Annotated in this window: 19 protein-coding genes; 8 read left to right on the top strand and 11 right to left on the bottom strand. The window is 73.1% G+C overall.

Going from position 1 to position 17,148, the window contains the following annotated elements:
* Nucleotides 1-224, bottom strand: a 224-nt coding sequence (locus ACTHLI_RS16245; protein WP_440185868.1) for a DUF1905 domain-containing protein, incomplete at its 3' end; no start/stop codon positions are given.
* Nucleotides 225-234: 10 nt separating this feature from the next.
* Here ACTHLI_RS16245 and ACTHLI_RS16240 point away from each other — a divergent pair.
* The gene (locus tag ACTHLI_RS16240; RefSeq protein ID WP_440185866.1) at nucleotides 235-1,023 is read left to right on the top strand and encodes an LLM class flavin-dependent oxidoreductase; all 789 of its coding nucleotides are present in this window, start codon (nucleotides 235-237) and stop codon (nucleotides 1,021-1,023) included.
* Between the two features lie 56 nt (nucleotides 1,024-1,079).
* Here the strand turns inward: ACTHLI_RS16240 and ACTHLI_RS16235 are convergent, their stop codons facing one another.
* Together ACTHLI_RS16235 and ACTHLI_RS16230 are read right to left on the bottom strand one after the other, a co-directional pair.
* Nucleotides 1,080-3,608 carry an ATP-dependent Clp protease ATP-binding subunit gene (locus tag ACTHLI_RS16235; RefSeq protein WP_440185864.1) on the bottom strand — a complete coding sequence of 843 codons (2,529 nt, stop codon included), beginning with the start codon at nucleotides 3,606-3,608 and terminating at the stop codon, nucleotides 1,080-1,082.
* A gap of 97 nt (nucleotides 3,609-3,705) precedes the next feature.
* On the bottom strand, nucleotides 3,706-4,590 hold the full coding sequence (locus ACTHLI_RS16230; RefSeq protein WP_440185862.1) for a DUF1028 domain-containing protein: 885 nt from the start codon (nucleotides 4,588-4,590) through the stop codon (nucleotides 3,706-3,708).
* Between the two features lie 84 nt (nucleotides 4,591-4,674).
* Between ACTHLI_RS16230 and ACTHLI_RS16225 the strand changes: the two genes are divergently transcribed.
* The 4 genes from ACTHLI_RS16225 (at nucleotide 4,675) to ACTHLI_RS16210 (ending at nucleotide 8,233) form a co-directional block, all read left to right on the top strand.
* A complete protein-coding gene (locus ACTHLI_RS16225; RefSeq protein WP_440185870.1) occupies nucleotides 4,675-5,550 on the top strand; it encodes an ABC transporter ATP-binding protein in 876 nt (291 codons plus the stop codon).
* A complete protein-coding gene (locus tag ACTHLI_RS16220) occupies nucleotides 5,547-7,136 on the top strand; it encodes an ABC transporter permease (protein WP_440185860.1) in 1,590 nt (529 codons plus the stop codon). Before ACTHLI_RS16225 ends, ACTHLI_RS16220 begins: the two co-directional genes overlap by 4 nt.
* Nucleotides 7,133-7,573 carry a GbsR/MarR family transcriptional regulator gene (locus ACTHLI_RS16215; protein WP_440185858.1) on the top strand — a complete coding sequence of 147 codons (441 nt, stop codon included), beginning with the start codon at nucleotides 7,133-7,135 and terminating at the stop codon, nucleotides 7,571-7,573. The genes ACTHLI_RS16220 and ACTHLI_RS16215 overlap by 4 nt, the downstream gene beginning before the upstream one ends.
* A 132-nt stretch (nucleotides 7,574-7,705) precedes the next feature.
* Nucleotides 7,706-8,233 (top strand): hypothetical protein, encoded by a 528-nt coding sequence (locus tag ACTHLI_RS16210; RefSeq protein ID WP_440185856.1) that lies wholly within the window; start codon nucleotides 7,706-7,708, stop codon nucleotides 8,231-8,233.
* On the opposite strand, the gene ACTHLI_RS16205 is transcribed toward ACTHLI_RS16210, so the two are convergent.
* Together ACTHLI_RS16205 and ACTHLI_RS16200 are read right to left on the bottom strand one after the other, a co-directional pair.
* On the bottom strand, nucleotides 8,230-8,526 hold the full coding sequence (locus ACTHLI_RS16205; protein ID WP_440185854.1) for a hypothetical protein: 297 nt from the start codon (nucleotides 8,524-8,526) through the stop codon (nucleotides 8,230-8,232). The two genes, ACTHLI_RS16210 and ACTHLI_RS16205, sit on opposite strands and share 4 nt — an antisense overlap.
* A 20-nt stretch (nucleotides 8,527-8,546) precedes the next feature.
* Nucleotides 8,547-8,969, bottom strand: a complete 423-nt coding sequence (locus tag ACTHLI_RS16200; protein ID WP_440185852.1) for a VOC family protein — start codon at nucleotides 8,967-8,969, stop codon at nucleotides 8,547-8,549.
* 147 nt (nucleotides 8,970-9,116) lie between these two features.
* On the opposite strand from ACTHLI_RS16200, the gene ACTHLI_RS16195 reads away from it, so the two are divergent.
* On the top strand, nucleotides 9,117-9,719 hold the full coding sequence (locus ACTHLI_RS16195; protein WP_440185850.1) for a DUF5946 family protein: 603 nt from the start codon (nucleotides 9,117-9,119) through the stop codon (nucleotides 9,717-9,719).
* Between the two features lie 4 nt (nucleotides 9,720-9,723).
* Here the strand turns inward: ACTHLI_RS16195 and ACTHLI_RS16190 are convergent, their stop codons facing one another.
* The 6 genes from ACTHLI_RS16190 to ACTHLI_RS16165 all read right to left on the bottom strand — a co-directional run bounded on the left by ACTHLI_RS16190 (nucleotide 9,724) and on the right by ACTHLI_RS16165 (nucleotide 15,421).
* A complete protein-coding gene (locus ACTHLI_RS16190) occupies nucleotides 9,724-11,187 on the bottom strand; it encodes an MFS transporter (RefSeq protein WP_440185848.1) in 1,464 nt (487 codons plus the stop codon).
* 67 nt (nucleotides 11,188-11,254) lie between these two features.
* A complete protein-coding gene (locus tag ACTHLI_RS16185) occupies nucleotides 11,255-11,923 on the bottom strand; it encodes an endonuclease/exonuclease/phosphatase family protein (protein ID WP_440185846.1) in 669 nt (222 codons plus the stop codon).
* A 93-nt stretch (nucleotides 11,924-12,016) separates the two neighbouring features.
* Entirely contained in the window at nucleotides 12,017-12,856 is an 840-nt protein-coding gene (locus ACTHLI_RS16180) for an ABC transporter permease (protein ID WP_440185844.1), read from the bottom strand.
* Nucleotides 12,843-13,778, bottom strand: coding sequence for an ABC transporter ATP-binding protein (locus ACTHLI_RS16175; protein WP_440185842.1), 936 nt, complete (start codon nucleotides 13,776-13,778; stop codon nucleotides 12,843-12,845). Before ACTHLI_RS16175 ends, ACTHLI_RS16180 begins: the two co-directional genes overlap by 14 nt.
* Nucleotides 13,775-14,818: a LolA family protein gene (locus ACTHLI_RS16170; protein WP_440185840.1), complete on the bottom strand. Its 1,044-nt coding sequence runs from the start codon at nucleotides 14,816-14,818 to the stop codon at nucleotides 13,775-13,777. The genes ACTHLI_RS16175 and ACTHLI_RS16170 overlap by 4 nt, the downstream gene beginning before the upstream one ends.
* Before the next feature lie 99 nt (nucleotides 14,819-14,917).
* Nucleotides 14,918-15,421, bottom strand: a complete 504-nt coding sequence (locus ACTHLI_RS16165) for a tetratricopeptide repeat protein (RefSeq protein ID WP_440185838.1) — start codon at nucleotides 15,419-15,421, stop codon at nucleotides 14,918-14,920.
* Between the two features lie 162 nt (nucleotides 15,422-15,583).
* Between ACTHLI_RS16165 and cysK the strand changes: the two genes are divergently transcribed.
* A complete protein-coding gene (cysK, locus tag ACTHLI_RS16160; protein ID WP_440185836.1) occupies nucleotides 15,584-16,519 on the top strand; it encodes a cysteine synthase A in 936 nt (311 codons plus the stop codon).
* Nucleotides 16,516-17,070, top strand: a complete 555-nt coding sequence (gene epsC, locus ACTHLI_RS16155) for a serine O-acetyltransferase EpsC (protein ID WP_440185834.1) — start codon at nucleotides 16,516-16,518, stop codon at nucleotides 17,068-17,070. Before cysK ends, epsC begins: the two co-directional genes overlap by 4 nt.
* Nucleotides 17,071-17,148 lie beyond the last annotated feature (78 nt).

The raw sequence follows: 17,148 nt of genomic DNA, 5'->3' as shown, positions 1-17,148 counted from the left end.
GCGTGCGCCCGGACCGCGCCGAAGCCGCGGGGGACGTCGCTCGCGAGGTCGCGGATCTCGTCCGTGACCTCGGCCGGCAGGGACACGAAGGTCCAGAACTCGCGTCGTGCCTCCCAGCGCCAGAGCGGCGCCGAGAACTCGAGCGTCAGGTCGTCGTGCAGGACCGTCACGTCGTCCCAGGGTAGTGACCGCGTCCGATCGCGCTTCCGAGCGGGAGGGCGCATGCTGGCGTCCATGCGAACCGAGGTGTCGATCGGGGTCCCGGGTGCGATCGGGCCGGAGGCGGTGCGCGTGCTCGCGCCCAGGGTGGAGGCGGCCGGGTTCACCGGCCTGTGGCTGAACGACACCCCGCAGGGCGACGCCGTGACCGGGCTCGCCGCGGCGTCGGCGGTCACGACCCACCTCCGCCTCGCGACGGGCGTCGTGCCGATCGACCGTCGACCGGCGCCCGCGCTGCTCGAGGACCTCCGCCGCAGCGGCGTGCCGGAGGAGCGGCTGACCCTCGGGATCGGCTCGGGGCAGCTGCGACGAGGGGCCGTGGAGGCGGTGGGCGAGGCGATCCGCGCGCTGCGGGACGGCACGGCGGCGGCACTCGTGGTGGGAGCGCTCGGCCCGCGGATGCGGCGGCTCGCGGCGGAGCATGCGGACGGTGCGCTCCTCAGCTGGCTGCCGCCCGAGGCCGCGTTCACGCAGGCGGCCGAGCTCCGGCGGATGGGCAGCGACACGCAGGGGGAGCTGCCGCGCGTCGCGCTGTACGCGCGGACCATCGTCGACGAGCGCGCCCGCCCCGTCCTCGAGCGCGAGGCGGCGCAGTACGCGTCCTACCCGGCCTACGCGGCGAACTTCGCCCGGCTCGGGATCGACGCGATGGACACCGTGCTGCCGCAGGACGGGGACCTGGCCGCCGGGATCGCCGCGTACGCGAGCGCCGTCGACGAGGTCGTGCTGCGGGCGATCACGCCCACCGGTTCCCTCGACGACCTGCTGGCCTTCGTCGACGCGGCGGCGGCCCAGCGCGCCTGAACACCTTCACGGATGAGGGCCGGGGCCCTCATCCGTGAAGGGGGTCAGGGGAGTGGTCAGGCGGCGACCGGGACCTGGGATCCCTCGAGCGACGCGGTCAGCGCGCCGGCCTCGGCTGCCACACGGACGGTGTCGCCCGCGGCCGGCTCGGCCGTCACGAGCAGGTCGGCGATGCGGTCCTCGACCTCGCGCTGGATCAGCCGGCGCAGCGGGCGTGCGCCGTACTCCGGCTCGTACCCGTGCTCGGCGATCCAGGCGACCGCCTCCTCCGTCACGTCCAGCACCACGCCGCGGGAGGCGAGCCGCGCCGCGGTGGCCGTCAGCAGCAGGCGGACGATCGCGTGGATCTGAACCGCCTCCAGCTTCCGGAACAGCACGATCTCGTCGATGCGGTTCAGGAACTCGGGACGCATCGCCTCGCGCAGCTTGCCCATCACCCTGGCGCGGAGCGCCTCGTCCGAGCCGAAGCCCGAGCCCTGCTCGGACTGCTGGATGAAGCCCAGCGCACCGCTCCGGGAGGCGAGGAACTCGCTGCCGATGTTCGACGTCATGATCAGCACCGTGTTGCGGAAGTCGACCGTGCGGCCCTGGCCGTCGGTCAGCCGTCCGTCGTCGAGTACCTGCAGCAGCAGGTTGAACACGTCCGGGTGGGCCTTCTCGATCTCGTCGAGCAGGATCACCGAGTACGGGTTCCTGCGCACGCGCTCGGTGAGCTGCCCGGCCTCGTCGTACCCGACGTAGCCCGGAGGGGCGCCGATCAGGCGCGACACGGTGTGCCGCTCGCCGAACTCGCTCATGTCGAAGCGCTGCATCGCCGTGTCGTCGCCGAAGAGGCTGGACGCGAGCGCCTTCGCCAGCTCGGTCTTGCCGACGCCGGTCGGGCCGAGGAACAGGAAGCTGCCGACGGGCCGGTTCGGGTCGCCCATCCCGGTGCGGCTGCGCCTGACCGCCTTCGCGATCGCGGCGACCGCCGACTCCTGGCCGACGACGCGCTCGTGCAGCTCGGACTCGAGCTTCGCGAGCCGGGACCGGTCCGCCTCCGTCAGCCGGGTGACCGGGATGCCGGTGAGCCGCGACACGACCCCGGCGATCTCGGTCTCGTCGACCACGGCGCGCTCGTCGGACGCGGTCGGGGAGTCCGCGGCGGCCGCGATGCGGGCGCCGATCGCCCCGATCTCGTCCCGGAGGCGGGAGGCCTCCTCGTAGTGCTCGGCGGCGACCGCGCGGGTCTTGTCCGCCTCCAGCTCGCCGATGCGCGCCTGCAGCGCTGCCACGTCGACCTGCACGCCGAGCGCCAGCCGACGCCGGGCGCCCGCCTGGTCGACGAGGTCGATCGCCTTGTCGGGCAGGAACCGGTCGGTCACGTAGCGGCGCGACAGCTCGACCGCGGCGCGGACCGCGTCCTCGGTGAAGCGCACCCCGTGGTGCTCCTCGTACCGGGACTTCAGTCCGTCGAGGATCCGGACGGCGTCCTCGACCGAGGGCTCGCCGACCGTGACGGGCTGGAACCGGCGCTCGAGCGCCGCGTCCTTCTCGATCCGGCGGTACTCCTTCAGCGTCGTCGCCCCGATCAGGTGCAGGTCACCGCGCGCGAGGCGCGGCTTCAGCACGTTGCCCGCGTCCATGCCGCCCTCACCGCCGGATCCGGCGCCGACGACGGTGTGCAGCTCGTCGAGGAAGACGAGCAGCTCGTCCTTGTGATCCGCGATCTCCTGCACGACCTTCGTGATGCGCTCCTCGAAGTCGCCGCGGAAGCGCGTGCCCGCGACCATGCCGGGCAGGTCCAGGGCGACGACGCGCTTGCCGTGCAGCGCCTCCGGCACCTCGCCGTCCACGATGCGCTGGGCGAGACCCTCGACGATCGCGGTCTTGCCGACGCCGGGCTCGCCGATCAGCACCGGGTTGTTCTTCGTGCGGCGCAGGAGGATCTCCACGGTCTGCTCGATCTCGAGCGCCCGCCCGATCACCGGGTCGAGCTCGCCCGCCTCGGCCTTCGCGGTCAGGTCGACGCCGTACTTGTCGAGCGTCGGGGTGCCCGTCTCGGACTCCTCCACCTCGCGCGCCTCGGCGGCGTGCTGGGCGATGGACTGCAGCGAGTCCGGCGTCACGCCGAACGCCGCCAGCAGCTGACCCGGCGTGCTCTGCTGGTTCGCGACGAAGGCGAAGAACAGGTGCTCCGGGTCGACGTAGGTGGAGCCGGAGGCGCGGGCGACCTGCGCCGCCTCGAGCAGCGACCGCTGTCCGGCGCCCGTGAGCGTCGGGGTGCCGTTCCCGGCCGTGCTCGCACCGGCGGGCAGGCGCTCCTCGATCGCGCGCACGAGCCCGTCCACGTCGATGCCGGCGGCGCGGAGCGTCCGCTCGCCCTCGGTGGTCGTGACGAGCTCGCGCAGGAGGTGCAGCGAGTCGACCTCCGTGTGGCCGTGCTCGACGGCGGAGCGCACCGCGCCCGCCATCAACTCGTGGGTCCGCTTGCTGAGCAGGCGGGAGATGTCGATGGGCCGGCCCTGCGCGCGCTGGCCGGCGAGCATGCGGCTCAGGAACTCGTCGAACGAGTCGCTGTCGCCGGAACCGAAGTACTGAGGCAAGGGATCCTCCCTGGTGGAACTTGAGTGCCTTCGGCTCAAGTCAACGCAGGAGCGCCCGTGGCATTCCCGGATCCTCCGGATCCCTCGCCCGGTCGGTTCAGTCGGCGAGCAGCTCCGCAGCCCGCGCGGCGCTCGGGCTCATGTGCGGCTCGAGCCTGCGCAGCAGCTCCGACCAGGCCGGATCGGCGGCGACCGCCTCGCGCAGCAGCGGGAGGCCGCGGGCGTCGTCGCCGGCGTCCATCAGGGTGAGGCCCGCCCAGAAGCGCATCTCGACGACCTCGGGAGCCGCCTCCATCGCCCGCACGTAGGCCCGGGCCGCTCCCGCGACGTCCCCGACGGTCAGGGCGGCGTCGGCCTCGTTGCCGAAGGCGTACGCGTCGTTCAGATCGAGCAGCCGGCGCAGCTCGACGAGCGGTTCGGGGGAGTCCTCGACCCGCAGATCCACGAGACGGTCCACCTCGGTGCCCTCGGCGGGCACCACGAGGATGGCGGCCGACTGCCTGCCGCGCAGGTCGCCGCCCGCCGCCTCCGCCGCGTCGAGTGCGGCCAGGAGGCGCCGCGCCAGGTCCTCGCCCCGCGTCGCCTCGAACGCCGCCGCCATCGCGGGCCACACGGCGTCGCTCCGCATGATGTTCGCCTGCACGCTGAACCCGTCGCCCACGAGCTGGCCGGCCTCCGCCATGCAGTGCTCGCCCGTGTGGGCCGCGGCGCGTCCCTGCGCGTCGACGACGGCGAACTGGCGATAGCCCGACTCGGGGTCGTCCGCCACGAGGCGGTGCACGACCTCCTCCGGGTGGACGCCCTCGGCGAGCATGGCGAGCGCCCGCGGCTTGACCTGCAGGTTCGGCATCGACTGGGTCGCGACGGCACCGACGCCCGGCAGTGCGGCGGGGACCATCGCGCCGACGTTGAAGAAGTGGGACTGCACGGCGACGCCGAGCCGGCCGGTCGCCTGATCGAGGGCGACGATCGAGTAGGTCATGCCGCCAGTCTCGTCGGCCCTGCATGAGTGACCAATGGCCTTCACAACATTCACGAATCGGTGAATACTGATGCCGTGAACACGGTGATCCAGGCGGCGGGCCTGGTCAAGACGTTCGGGCGGGTCCGCGCGCTCGACGGGCTGGACCTCGAGGTCCGCGCAGGCGAGGTGCACGGCTTCCTCGGCCCGAACGGCGCGGGGAAGTCGACGACCATCCGCGTCCTCCTCGGCATGCTCCGCGCGAAGGGCTCGGCCACCGTGCTCGGGAGGGATCCCTGGCGGGACGCGGTCGCGATCCACCGCGACGTGGCCACCGTCCCCGGCGACGTCGTGCTCTGGCCGAACCTGTCCGGCGGGGAGACGATCGACCTGCTCACCCGGCTCCGCGGCGGTGCGGATCCGGAGCTGCGGCGCCGGCTCCTCGACGACTTCCGGCTCGACCCGCGCGTCCGGGCGAGGGCCTACTCGAAGGGCAACCGGCAGAAGGTCGCACTGGTCGCGGCGTTCGCGCGCCGCGCCGACCTCTACGTGCTCGACGAGCCGACCAGCGGGCTCGACCCGGTCATGGAGGAGGTGTTCCAGCACGAGGTGCGCCGCGTGCGCGACGAGGGCGCCGCGGTCCTGCTCTCCAGCCACGTGCTGTCGGAGGTCGAGGAGCTCTGCGACCGGGTCACCATCATCCGGGCCGGGAGGTCGGTCGAGACCGGCAGCCTCGCCGATCTCCGCCGGCTCACGCGGACGCGCTTCCGCGTCACCGCCGATCCCGTGCCCTCGGGGCTCGAGCGCCAGCAGGGGGTGCACGACGTCACGCCCGACGGCGACCACCTCGTGTTCGACGTCGACGGCGAAGCGCTCCCCGCGGTGCTGCAGGCGCTCGCGGGGACGCGGGTGACGGCCCTCACCGCCGAGCCGCCCTCGCTCGAGCAGCTCTTCCTCCGCCAGTACGGGGCGGAGCGATGATCCGCCTGCTCGCGCTGCAGGCGCGCCGGGACCGCATCACGCTGACGGCGTGGGTGGTCGGCCTCGCCGTGCTGCTGCTCGTGACCGTGCAGGCCTCGCACGCGGAGTACGGGAACGCCGCGGACCGCCGGCAGGTGCTCGTGCTCGCGCTGGCGACCCCGGTGCTGCTCGCGTTCCGCGGGATCGTGGACGGCGACTCGTTCGGGTCCGCGGTGCACTTCCAGTCCTACACGTGGGTCGCGGCGGCGGTCGGGATGATGAACACGTTCCTCGCGGTCCGGCACGGGCGAGCGGACGAGGCCGCCGGACGGCGGGAGCTGATCGACGGGACACCGGTCCGCCGGCTCGCGGCGCCGTCGGCGACGCTCGTGCTGGCGCTGGTCGCGAACCTCCTGTTCGGCGCGCTCGCGGCCGTCTTCGAGATCGCCGGCGGTCTCGACGCGACCGGTGCCGTCCTGACCGGCGCCGGGCTCGCGCTCACCGGGCTCGCGTTCCTCGGGCTGGGGATGCTCGTCGGCGAGGCGATGCCGACCCCGCGCGGCGCGAACGGGGTCGCGGTCGTCCTCGTCCTGCTCGCCTACGCGCTGCGCGCGGCAGGCGACGCACTCGGCCGGCCGGACGTGCGCGCGCTCACCCTGCGGCCCGCCGTGGTCAGCGCCTTCTCGCCGATCGGCTGGGGTGAGCAGCTCAAGCCGTTCACCAACCCCACGACCTGGCCGCTCGCGGCGCTCGCCGGTCTCGCCGCGGTGCTCATCGGAGCGGCGTTCCTCGTCCACCTCCGGCGCGAGCCCGGGGCGAGCATCGTCCGCCAGCGTCCGGGGCCGGCGAGCGGCCGGATCCCGGGCCCGATCGGCCTGGCGCTCCGGCTCCAGCTGCCGGCCGCGGTCGGCTGGGCGATCGGCGCCGGCGCGCTGGCCGCGGTGACGCCGAATCTCGTCGATGCGGCCTCCCGCATCCCGGTGAACGACGTGGCCGTCACGAGGATCGTCCAGAGCCTGGGGCACGGTCGTGCCGACCTCGCGACCCAGTTCACCGCCGCGATCCTCCTGCTGGTCGGCGTGCTCGCCTCCGCGGCGGGTGTGCAGACGATGCTGCGGGCCAGGGAGGAGGAGGTCGCCGGCCGGGCGGAGGCGGTGCTCGCGGGCTCGGTGTCGCGCGTGCGGTGGCTGGCCTCGTGGACCATCGCCGCGATCGGCACGGTCGCGTTCGTGCTCGCCGCTGCGGCCGCGGCCATCGCGCTGGGCTCCCTCGCGCAGGGGCAGCCGGACCGGATCGGACGCGAGATCGCGCAGACGGTCGTCCAGGCGCCGTCGGCGCTCGCGCTGACGGGCGTCGCCGCACTGCTCGTGGCGGTGCTGCCGCGGGCCGCGATCCCCGCCGCCTGGGCGGTGTTCTCCGCCGCGGCGCTGGTCGGGCTGTTCGGCGGTGCGCTGGACCTGCCTGACGGCGTGGTCCGGTACAGCCCTGTCGGCGCCGTGCCCGCGCTGCCCACCCACGACTGGGCGTCGACCTGGGCGATGGCGGGCGCCGCGGTGCTGCTGATCGCGCTCGCCTCGGCCGCGATCCGACGGCGGGCCGCGGCGTGACGGCCGAGTCGCTGGCGCGGCTCGTCGCGACCGAGCTCGCCGCGGAGGGGTTCCCGCGCGTACCCGCCCAGCTCCTCATGCGGCTCATGGTCGAGCCGACGGGCAGCATGACCGCGGCCGAGCTGGCGGCCGCATCGGAGCTCAGCCCCGCGGCGGTGTCCGGCGGCATCCGCTACCTCGGCACGCTCGGCTTCGTCCGCACCGACGTCGTGCCCGGGAGCCGACGTCACGTCTACTCGCTGCCGCCCGTGCCGTGGTACGCGTCCACCCTGACGCAGGACCGGTACCGCGCGATCCGCGCGCTGATCGAAGGGGGGCTTGAGGGCGTCGAGGCGGGACCGCCGCGGGACCGGCTGACCGAGATGGCCGAGTTCTTCCGCTTCCTGCAGGCCGAGATGCCCGCGCTCTGGGAGCGTTGGCAGGCCTCCCGCGCCTGACCTCGCGCGCTGCGGATCACCACCGGATCGGAGGGTCGCGCGACCGATGTCCCCCGTCCGGGGCAGGATGGAGGTGGTCACGATCCGGATCGGAGCGTGGCGCGCCGAGCCGGTCGATGAGAGCGTGGGGACGTGGACAGCAGCCGATCGCACGACCCGCGCGGCCAGCGCGGCGCCCAGTGGGCCGCGTCGTACCCGTACGCGACGGACCAGCCGCCTCGTGAGCGCGGTCCGCGGCAGGTCGGCGTGCCGACGCCGACACCGGTGGGTCAGCGCGCGACGTACCCCTACGAGCAGCGCGCCCAGCAGCCCCGGCCCGTGCCGCCGCCGGCGCCCCGCGCGCCGGAGAAGTGCCGGACCGGCCGACGCCTGCTCGGCGTGCTCACCTTCGTGGTGCTCACCGGGCTGAGCCTGCCGCTGCACATCGCGGCGATCTTCTTCATCTACGTCGAGTTCGAGAGCCCCGGGGACGCGGGAACCGCGGCGCTCCTGGTCAGCGGCGCGTTCGTCGGGTCCTTCGCGGCGCTGCTCGTGACGGGCATCGTGTCGCAGATCGTGGGCGCGTTCCCCGGGCGCTGGCGCGCCCGGGTCTCCCTCGCGGCGCTGTCGGGGGTCATCGCCCTCGTCATCGCCTACGTCGCGGCGTCACACGTCTTCTAGCGCTCCGCGAGCAGGGCGGCGGGCACGGCTGCGCCGGCGGCGACCGCCGCGACGGACTGCCACGCGCCGAGGCGCTTCGCGAGCGGGTGCGAGCCGCCGAAGGCGCCCAGGTAGCTGAGCACGACGAGCGTGGCTCGAACCGGACCGCCGCGTCGCGCGACGAGCCCGAACACCCCAGCTCCCACGGCGCCGAGCACCGCGCCTCCTGCCCAGCGGACGCCCGTGGCGCGGGCGACGCCGTAGCCGCCGAACAGGCCGGCGGAGGTGAGCAGAGGGACGAGCACGCGGTTCACGTGCCCGATTGTCCCCGACCTCAGCCGGCGGACGTGCCCGAGATGTTGACCAGCCAGGAGATTCCGAACCGATCCTTCAGCATCCCGAAGCTGTCGCCCCACGGGGCCTTCTCGAGCGGCTGCGACACGGTCCCGCCCTCCGCCAGCGCGGCGAACCAGCCGGAGAGCGTGGACTCGTCATCGCCCGACAGCGATACCGAGAAGGCGTTCTCCCCGGTCGCGTAGCCCATGTGGCTCGGCACGTCCGAACCCATCAACCAGGGCGAGCCGTCGATGTCGAGCTGGGCGTGCATGACGAGGTCCTCCTCGCCGTCGCCGACGGGCATGCCGAACTCGCGGAACGAGCCGACGCGCAGCTCGCCGCCGAACACGGTCTGGTAGAAGGTCATCGCCGCGCGGGCGTCGCCGCGGAAGTTGAGGTACGGGTTGAGGTTCGCGGTCATGGTGGGCTCCTTCGTCTCCTCGGGGTGAGCACACCTTGGCACCGGCGGCGCCGCGCGTCGAGAGGTCTGGAGGACCGGGATGGGGGCTCGTCTCGAGCCTCAGCCGCCATCGGCCTTCGCTGAGGTCCGTCGTGCGACGCTGGCATCGTGCACCGCCGCACCGGATGCCCGGGATGCGGCCTCGTGCTGCCCGAACCGCGGCTCGCCGAGCCCCCTCGGCTGCACGCCTCCGCGGCGTGCGAGGCCGTGCTGCACGAGGTGCTCGGCTTCGAGTTCCAGCACCCCGTCATGCTCCGGTTCCACCAGCTGACCGTCGACGCCTACGGGGCCCAGCACGCGGCCGGCCCCGGCCCCGGCGTCGGGGTCGCGTACGGCCTCGCGGGGCTCTGGCTGGCGCTCGAGCACGGGTTCTCCGCCGAGGAGGTCCGCGCCGTCCACCGGCGGATGGGGCATCCGACGCCCGCCTGGCCCGTGTTCGCGCCTCCTGCCCCGCCGCAGCGCTGGCTCACCGTGCTCGACGTCGCGGAGGCGGGTGTGCGCCAGCACTCCGACGGCGGCCACGCCCGCGCGGCCGCGCAGTGGGCCGAGAGCGTCTGGAGCGTCTGGCTGGAGACGTCACCCGGGGTCGACGACGCCGTCGAAGCGCTGCTGCGCGGCATCTTCCTCGAGACCGGTCGTCACGAGGGCCTGCACGGCACCATCGGCCCGGCGGGCGCGGTCCACCGCCTCCTGGGCCTGCTGGAGGCGTGATGGCTCACAGCCGGTGCTGCACCGCCTTGTCGATGAACGCGATGTCGCTGATGTCCTCGAGCGACTGCCGCTCCGCGCGGACGCCGAAGACGAGGGCGACGATCCCGCCGACGAGCATCATGCCCGCGCCGAAGTAGTAGCCGCCCGCGAGCGGCCCACGGGAGTGGCCGGAGCCGATCAGCAGGCCGAACACGGACGGGGCGATCGCGCCCACGACCTGCCCGATCGAGAAGAAGTACGAGATCGCCTGGCCGCGCAGCTGGAGGGGGAAGGTCTCGCTGACCGTCAGGTACGCCGACGACGCGCCCGCCGAGGCGAAGAAGAAGCAGACGCACCAGAAGATCGTCTGCGTCACCGCCGTGAGCGAACCCGCGGCGAACAGCCAGCCAGAGATGGCGAGCACGACCGCCGCGATCCCGTAGGTGGCGAAGATCATCTGCCTGCGGCCGATGCTGTCGAACAGCGGACCGAGGACGAGCGGGCCGAGCAGGTTGCCGATCGCGAAGGGGATGAAGAACAGCGGGATCTGTCCCTCCGGCACCTTGTAGAAGGTCGTCAGCACGATCGCGTAGGTGAAGAAGATCGCGTTGTAGAGGAACGACTGGGTGACCATCATCGAGAACGCGACGAGGGTGCGCTTGGGGTAGCGCCGGAACAGCGTGTGGAGGATGACGCGGGCGGGCACGCGGTCGTGCACCGGGATCTCGATGGCCCGCTCCTCCGGGACCGGGGCCAGCTCCTCGCCGGCCTCCTCCGCGACCTCCCGCTCGATGCGGCTCACGTTCGCCTCGGCGTCCTGCTCGTGCCCGTGGGTGATCTGCCAGCGCGGGCTCTCCGGCACGTGGCGACGCAGGAAGATGATGATCAGGCCGAGCACCGGTCCGATGAAGAAGCCGATCCGCCAGCCCCAGCCGGAGTCGACGAGCGCGGGCTGGTTCAGCAGGAACAGGTACGCGAGCGAGCCGATCAGCGCACCGCCCCAGTAGGTGCCGTTGATCGCGATGTCGATCCGGCCCCGGTAGCGCGACGGGATGATCTCGTCGATCGCGGAGTTGATCGCGGTGTACTCCCCGCCGATGCCCATGCCGGCGATGAAGCGGAAGATCCAGAGGAACCAGGGGGCGAACGAGAACCCCGCGACTCCGGAGCCCACCAGGTAGATCGCGAGCGTGAGGATGAAGAACCGCTTGCGGCCGAGCCGGTCCGACAGTCGGCCGAAGACGAGCGCGCCCACCACCTGCCCGAAGAGGTAGATCGTGCCGGTGAGGGTCACCTCGAACGGCGACATGTGCAGCTGCTTCGCGAACGCGTTCGCGGAGACGATCTGGATCTCGAGCCCGTCGAGGATCCACGCCGTGCCGAGCCCGACGACGACCGTCCAGTGGAACCGGGTCCACGGCAGGCGATCCATGCGGGCGGGGATGAGGCTGCGGATGCTCCGTCGCTCCGCAGCAGCAGTCGTCGACATGGCGCGACCGTACGCCGCGGATCCTGAAGGATTCTTCAGACCGCACCCAGGGAACGGTCAGGTTCGACTACGCGGCGATGCGGGCCGTCATGCTGATCGGCAGGTGGTCCGACTTGCCCTGGGGGAGCACCTGCAGGTCGGTGATCTCGAAGCCGCTCGACGTCGCGAAGTCGAAGTAGCCGCTGAACCGCACGCCCACGTACGTCGGGGACGGCATCCGGGTGAGCTGGTACCCGGTCGCGGCGAGCCGACGCTCGAGGCCGCGGACGAACCACGGGTAGTTGAAGTCGCCGACCATCACCGAGGGCGCTCCCGGCCGCATCGCCCGCATCCCCTCGTGGGCGGCGGCGATCTGCTTGCGGCGCAGCGAGTTGGTCGCGCTCAGGGGAGCGGCGTGGAAGTCGCCGACGAGCACGTCCATGCCCGTCTCCCGATCGAGCAGGTAGGCCGCGAGCAGCCGCTCGTTCGCGGGCTTCAGCACGCGGTCGTGCATCGACTTCCGCAGCGCGAAGACGCGCCGGTCCTTCACCTCGAAGCGGTCGGCGCGGGCGTACATCGCGAGGCCGAGCCGGTTCGTCCGCGTCTGCTCGATCAGCTCGAGGTGCCCGATCGTCTGCGGCATGTCGGTGTGGTCGCACTCCTGGAGCGCCAGCACGTCGACGTCGTGGTCATCCGCCATCGCCTCCAGCTCGCCGCGAGCGGTGTGCTCCCGGAGGTTGTAGCTGATGATCCGCATCGCATCCGACCCTTCCCGCGGGCCCCCGCGGCCCCCGCTCAACCTAGCGCCGCGAGGTCGACGGGAGTTCGGAGCCCCTCCGTTTCCGGAGGGTCACGCGAGCACGTCCCGCGTCGTGAAGCGGCCGTAGGCGAGCGCGCCGAACACGACCACGTAGCCGAGCTGCAGCAGCGCGTTCGTACCGAAGGTCGACCAGACGGGCGGCTGCCGCAGCAGGTCGACGAGACCGAGCCAGGAGTCGGAGAGCAGGAAGGGATGCAGCGCGTCGAGCTGCGGCAGCTGATCGAGCACCTCGCTCGCGATCGCGAGGACCACGGTCGCCGCCATGGCGCCGACCGGCACGTCGGTCAGGGTGGAGACGAACAGGCCGACGGCGGTCAGTCCGAGCATCGCCACCCCGACGTAGGCGGCCATCGCCGCCAGCCGCAGCAGCCCCTCCGCGTAGGGCACCTGGTCGCCCGACAGGAGGGTGACGGGTCCGACTGGGAACAGCACCAGGCCGGTGAGCACGCCCGCGACCGCGACCGTGAACGGCGCCGCGAAGGCGAAGACGCCCGCGCCGATGAACTTCACGACGAGCAGCCGTGTCCGGCCGGCCGGGGCGACCAGGAGGTACCGCAGCGTGCCCTGCGACGCCTCGCCCGCGATCGTGTCGCCGGCGACCACGCCGATCGCGAGCGGGAGGAAGAGGGGGAGCGTGAGGACCAGCGCGGCGACGCCGAGGAAGAGCCCGTTCCCCGCGATCTGGCCGATGAACACCGGGCCTCCGCCTCCGCCGCGCGACGAGATGCGGATCGCGACGCCGACGAGCACCGGCACCGCGGCGAGGGCGGCGAGCATCGCCCACGTCCGGCGGCGCCGGAACAGCACGCCGATCTCGGTGCCGAGGAGCGACAGGCCCAAGCGCCCCCTGCTCGGCTCAGGACTCGACATCGAAGCCCTCTCCGGTCAGCGCGACGAAGCGGTCCTCGAGGCTCGCCTCGGTGGTGCGGACCCCGCGCACCCGGACGTCCGCCGCCACGAGCGCGGCGACCACCTGCTCGATCGGCCGGCCGTCGAGCGGCGCGACGACCTCCGGACCCGAGCGCACGCCGGTCAGCCCGGCCGCGGCGAGCGCCGTGAGCGCCTCCTCCTGGTCCGGCGTCAGCAGATGCAGGCGGTCATCGCCTGCCGAGCCGCGGAGCTCGGCGAGGGTGCCCTGCGCGACGAGGCGACCGCTGCGCATGACGGCCGCGTGGGTGCACATCTGCTCGATCTCCGCGAGCAGATGGCTCGACACGAACACGGTCGTCCCGCTGCTCGCGAGGCTCGCGACCAGGGCCCGCACCTCCCGTGTGCCCTGCGGGTCGAGGCCGTTCGTCGGCTCGTCGAGCACGAGGAGCTCCCGAGGGCGCAGCAGCGCGTTCGCGATCCCCAGCCGCTGCTTCATGCCGAGGGAGTAGGCCTTCACCCGCTTGCCGGACGCCGCGGCCAGCCCGACGCGGTCGAGGGCCTCGCCGATGCGGCGGCGCCGCGAGCGCGGATCGGCGTGCGGGTCGGCCGAATCGAGTCGCGCGAGGTTCGCCGCGCCGCTCAGGTAGCCGGCGAAACCGGGACCCTCCACGAGCGCACCGACGCGGGGGAGCACGCCGGCAGCGCCACGGGGCATCGGGGCGCCGAGAAGGCTCGCACTGCCGGCCGTCGGGTTCACGAGCCCCAGCAGCATCCGGATGGTGGTCGTCTTGCCCGAGCCGTTCGGGCCGAGGAACCCGAACACGCTCCCCGTCGGCACCGCGAGCGCGACGCCCTGTACGGCGTCGCGCCCCCGGAACCGCTTGCCCAGACCCTCGGTCTCGATCGCGAGCGGTGCGCTCACCCGGCTGCGGCCTCGAGGGCCGAAGCCGGCACGGCGCCCGCGAGCACCCGCCCGTCGTTCGTGATCAGCACGTTCACCAGGTCGGTGCTCAGGAGGTGCCCGGCGGCCACCTTCGTCGTGAGCCGCTTCACGGTCGCGTTCGACGTGAGGTTCGACGGCACGTCCGTCGCGGGCACCTGCACGATCGAGGCCCAGCCGGAGCCCGTCGTGGTCGGGCGCTTCGACTGCGGGACCGAGCCGCTGTGGTGGTCGGCGCCCGTGACGGTCTTCGTGGTGACCTTGGCGCCCGTCGGGGGCGTGAAGTCGAACCGGGACGCGGCCGGGGTGCTGAAGTCGATGCTCGTGAACCCGGTCTCGAAGGCGGGCGAGGAGGCGTTCCGCGCGAGCACCTGCACGTCGAGCGGCAGCCCCGTCTTCGCGTCGACCGCGATCCGGACGGAGCCGATGGTGGTGGCGCTCGTCTTCGGCGTGAGCACGAGCGTGTACGCGTCGCGGCCGGCGACCCGCTGCGTGCGGTCGACGGCGACCGACGTCGTGCCGCCGACCTTCGCGAGCAGCTCCGGCGCGAGCGCCGACGGTGTCGTGGTCGGGGCCTGCGTCTCCGGTGCGGTGGTGCCGGAGGCGACGACGTGGGTCGCCGTGTCCGCCTTCGAGTCCCACAGCCAGGTGCTGGTCCCGTTGCGGACGACGTCGCGCTCCGCGGACTGGTCGAGCAGCGCGATGCGCGCCCGGGTGGCACCCGCGACCTCGACCCGAGCCGTGTGATCGCCCGCGAGGAGGTTCAACGTCGTCGCGGTGCTCGATCCGCTGCCCGCACCCATCGACGGCACGGCGGGCAGCCCGAGGTTCGAGTGCTCGCTGACGGTGCCGGTGAAGCCGCTGATGTCCTTCGACTTCGCGACCAGCTCGAGCACCTGCTGCGCCGACTTCGTCGGCAGGGTCGGGGGCGCGGCGGCGGCGACGAGCGGGGCGGCGACCACCCCTGCGACCACCACGGGGGCGACGATGGCCGGGATCCAGCGGACGAGACGGTGCTGCATGCGCTGAGGGTACGTCCGCCCGGTGTCCCACGGCGTGCGTCGAGGGCGATCTCATCCCATCGGATGAGGTCACGTTCAGACGAGCGGTCGATCGGCCTGTCAGGCCGCGCGGTCCCTGGCGGACAGCCGCTTCGCGCGCTCCCGCACCGCGGGCCGGAACAGCTCGAGATCCGGGGACGGCATCGGGTCGACCAGCACCTCGAGCACCAGCCCGAGCGCCGCGTCCGGTCGGCCCTGCTCGTGGAGCGCCAGGGCGAGGAAGGTGCGGAGGGACCGGGACCCCGGGAACTCGTCGAGGCCCGCCTCGAGCACCTCGATCGCCTCCCCGATCCGCCCAGCGCGGCGCAGGACGTCGCCGAGCCGGAGGTAGCAGCGGCGCAGCGCCGTCCCCTGCAGGCCGTCGAGGGCGCCGCGGTAGCAGTCGATCGCGCGATCGACGTCGTCGACCTCGTCGTAGGCCTCGCCCGCGGCCTCCAACGCGCCGGGGTGGTCCGGCCAGCGGTCGAGCAGCGCGGCGAATCCGGCCTCGTCGGGGGAGCGGCCCTCGTCACGATCGGCCTGGCACGCCTCGAGCGCCGACATGAGCGCGGGTTCCGTGATCATGCATCCAGTCTGACGCGACCGAGGGCGTGCTCCGTGCGCCCGCGCGGTGCTGCGCGGGTTCCGGCGCATGCCTCCGGGGGATCGTCACGCCGCGTCGTCACTCGGGAACGCCGCTCTAGGCTTGCGCGCGGTCCCGATCTGTTCCCTGCACGGAAGGCAGTCATGGCTGGCACCTACTCATCGATCACCGAGGCGTTCGGGCGCACGCCCCTCGTCCGCCTCAACCGCGTCACCGCTGGCATCGACGCCACCGTCTACGCGAAGCTCGAGTTCTACAACCCGTCGTCCTCGGTCAAGGACCGCCTCGCCATCGCGATCGTCGAGGCGGCGGAGCGCTCAGGCGCCCTCCAGCCCGGCGGCACGATCGTCGAGGGCACGAGTGGCAACACCGGCATCGGGCTGGCCATGGTGGGCGCCGCCCGCGGCTACAAGGTCGTGCTGACGATGCCGGAGTCGATGTCGGTCGAGCGCCGCAAGCTCCTCCGGGCCTACGGCGCCGAGCTGATCCTCACGCCGCCGGCCGAGGGCATGAAGGGCGCCGTCGCCCGCGCCGAGCAGATCGCGGCGGAGCGCCCGGGCGCGATCCTCGCCAAGCAGTTCGAGAACGAGGCCAACCCGGCCATCCATTACGCGACCACTGGCCCGGAGGTGTGGGAGGACACCGACGGCGCGGTCGACGTGTTCGTCGCAGGGGTCGGCACGGGTGGCACCATCACCGGCACCGGCCGCTACCTCAAGGAGCGCAAGCCGGGCGTGCGGATCGTGGCGGTGGAGCCGAAGGAGTCGCCGATCCTGAACGGCGGTGCGCCCGGCCCGCACAAGATCCAGGGGCTCGGCGCGAACTTCGTGCCGCCGGTCCTGGACCGCACCGTCTACGACGAGGTCGTCGACGTCGACATCACCGAGTCCGTCGCGATGGCCCGCCGGCTCGCGACGGAGGAGGGCATCCTCGCGGGCATCTCCTCCGGCACGACGGTGCACGCGGCGCTCGAGGTCGCGAAGCGGCCCGAGAACGCCGGCAAGACCTTCGTCGTGGTCGTCGCGAGCTCGGGCGAGCGCTACCTGTCGACCGTGCTCTTCGAGAACCTGGACGTGTGAGCGCGCTCTCCAGGCTGCTCGAGGACGTCCGCGCCGCACGGCAGCGGGATCCCGCCGCGAAGTCGTCGTTGGAGGTGGTGCTCACCTACCCGGGGCTGCACGCGGTGTGGGCCTACCGGTTCCACCACCGGCTGTGGCTCGCGGGGCGCCGGCTGTCGGCTCGTATCGTCTCCCAGCTCGTCCGGTCCTGGACGGGCATCGAGATCCACCCCGGCGCGACGATCGGCCGCCGCTTCTTCATCGACCACGGCTCCGGGGTGGTGATCGGGGAGACCGCGGAGGTCGGCGACGACGTCACGCTCTTCCACGGCGTCACGCTCGGCGGCACCGTGTGGCGGCCGGAGAAGCGGCATCCGACCGTCGGCGACCGCGTGATCATCGGCGCGGGCGCCACGCTGCTCGGGGCCATCACGATCGGGGCCGACAGCGTCATCGGCGCGGGTGCGGTGGTGCTGCACGACGCACCTCCGCACTCCCTGCTGGTCGGGGTACCGGCCACCGCGCGCCCCCGATCGCCGCTCGACGCCACGGAGCACCACTGGGTCATCTGACCCGCGGGCGCGGATCCGGACACCTCCCGCCGATGCGGAGATCCTGAGCGACACCCCGCATGGATGGTCGTTCCCGCG

The sequence above is a fragment of the Amnibacterium sp. genome (assembly GCF_051956055.1).
In the GTDB taxonomy this organism is placed as follows: domain Bacteria; phylum Actinomycetota; class Actinomycetes; order Actinomycetales; family Microbacteriaceae; genus Amnibacterium.
The sequence above is the reverse complement of the archived record's forward strand: the minus strand, read 5'-3'. Positions and strand labels throughout refer to the sequence as shown.

Bases quoted from the DNA above. Each gene is read 5' to 3' on its own strand.
- ACTHLI_RS16240 (WP_440185866.1), top strand. From the start codon at position 235: ATGCGAACCGAGGTGTCGATCGGGGTCCCGGGTGCGATCGGGCCGGAG.
- ACTHLI_RS16230 (WP_440185862.1), bottom strand. From the start codon at position 4,590: ATGACCTACTCGATCGTCGCCCTCGATCAGGCGACCGGCCGGCTCGGC.
- ACTHLI_RS16220 (WP_440185860.1), top strand. From the start codon at position 5,547: ATGATCCGCCTGCTCGCGCTGCAGGCGCGCCGGGACCGCATCACGCTG.
- ACTHLI_RS16200 (WP_440185852.1), bottom strand. From the start codon at position 8,969: ATGACCGCGAACCTCAACCCGTACCTCAACTTCCGCGGCGACGCCCGC.
- ACTHLI_RS16190 (WP_440185848.1), bottom strand. From the start codon at position 11,187: ATGTCGACGACTGCTGCTGCGGAGCGACGGAGCATCCGCAGCCTCATC.
- ACTHLI_RS16185 (WP_440185846.1), bottom strand. From the start codon at position 11,923: ATGCGGATCATCAGCTACAACCTCCGGGAGCACACCGCTCGCGGCGAG.
- ACTHLI_RS16180 (WP_440185844.1), bottom strand. From the start codon at position 12,856: ATGTCGAGTCCTGAGCCGAGCAGGGGGCGCTTGGGCCTGTCGCTCCTC.
- ACTHLI_RS16170 (WP_440185840.1), bottom strand. From the start codon at position 14,818: ATGCAGCACCGTCTCGTCCGCTGGATCCCGGCCATCGTCGCCCCCGTG.
- ACTHLI_RS16165 (WP_440185838.1), bottom strand. From the start codon at position 15,421: ATGATCACGGAACCCGCGCTCATGTCGGCGCTCGAGGCGTGCCAGGCC.
- cysK (WP_440185836.1), top strand. From the start codon at position 15,584: ATGGCTGGCACCTACTCATCGATCACCGAGGCGTTCGGGCGCACGCCC.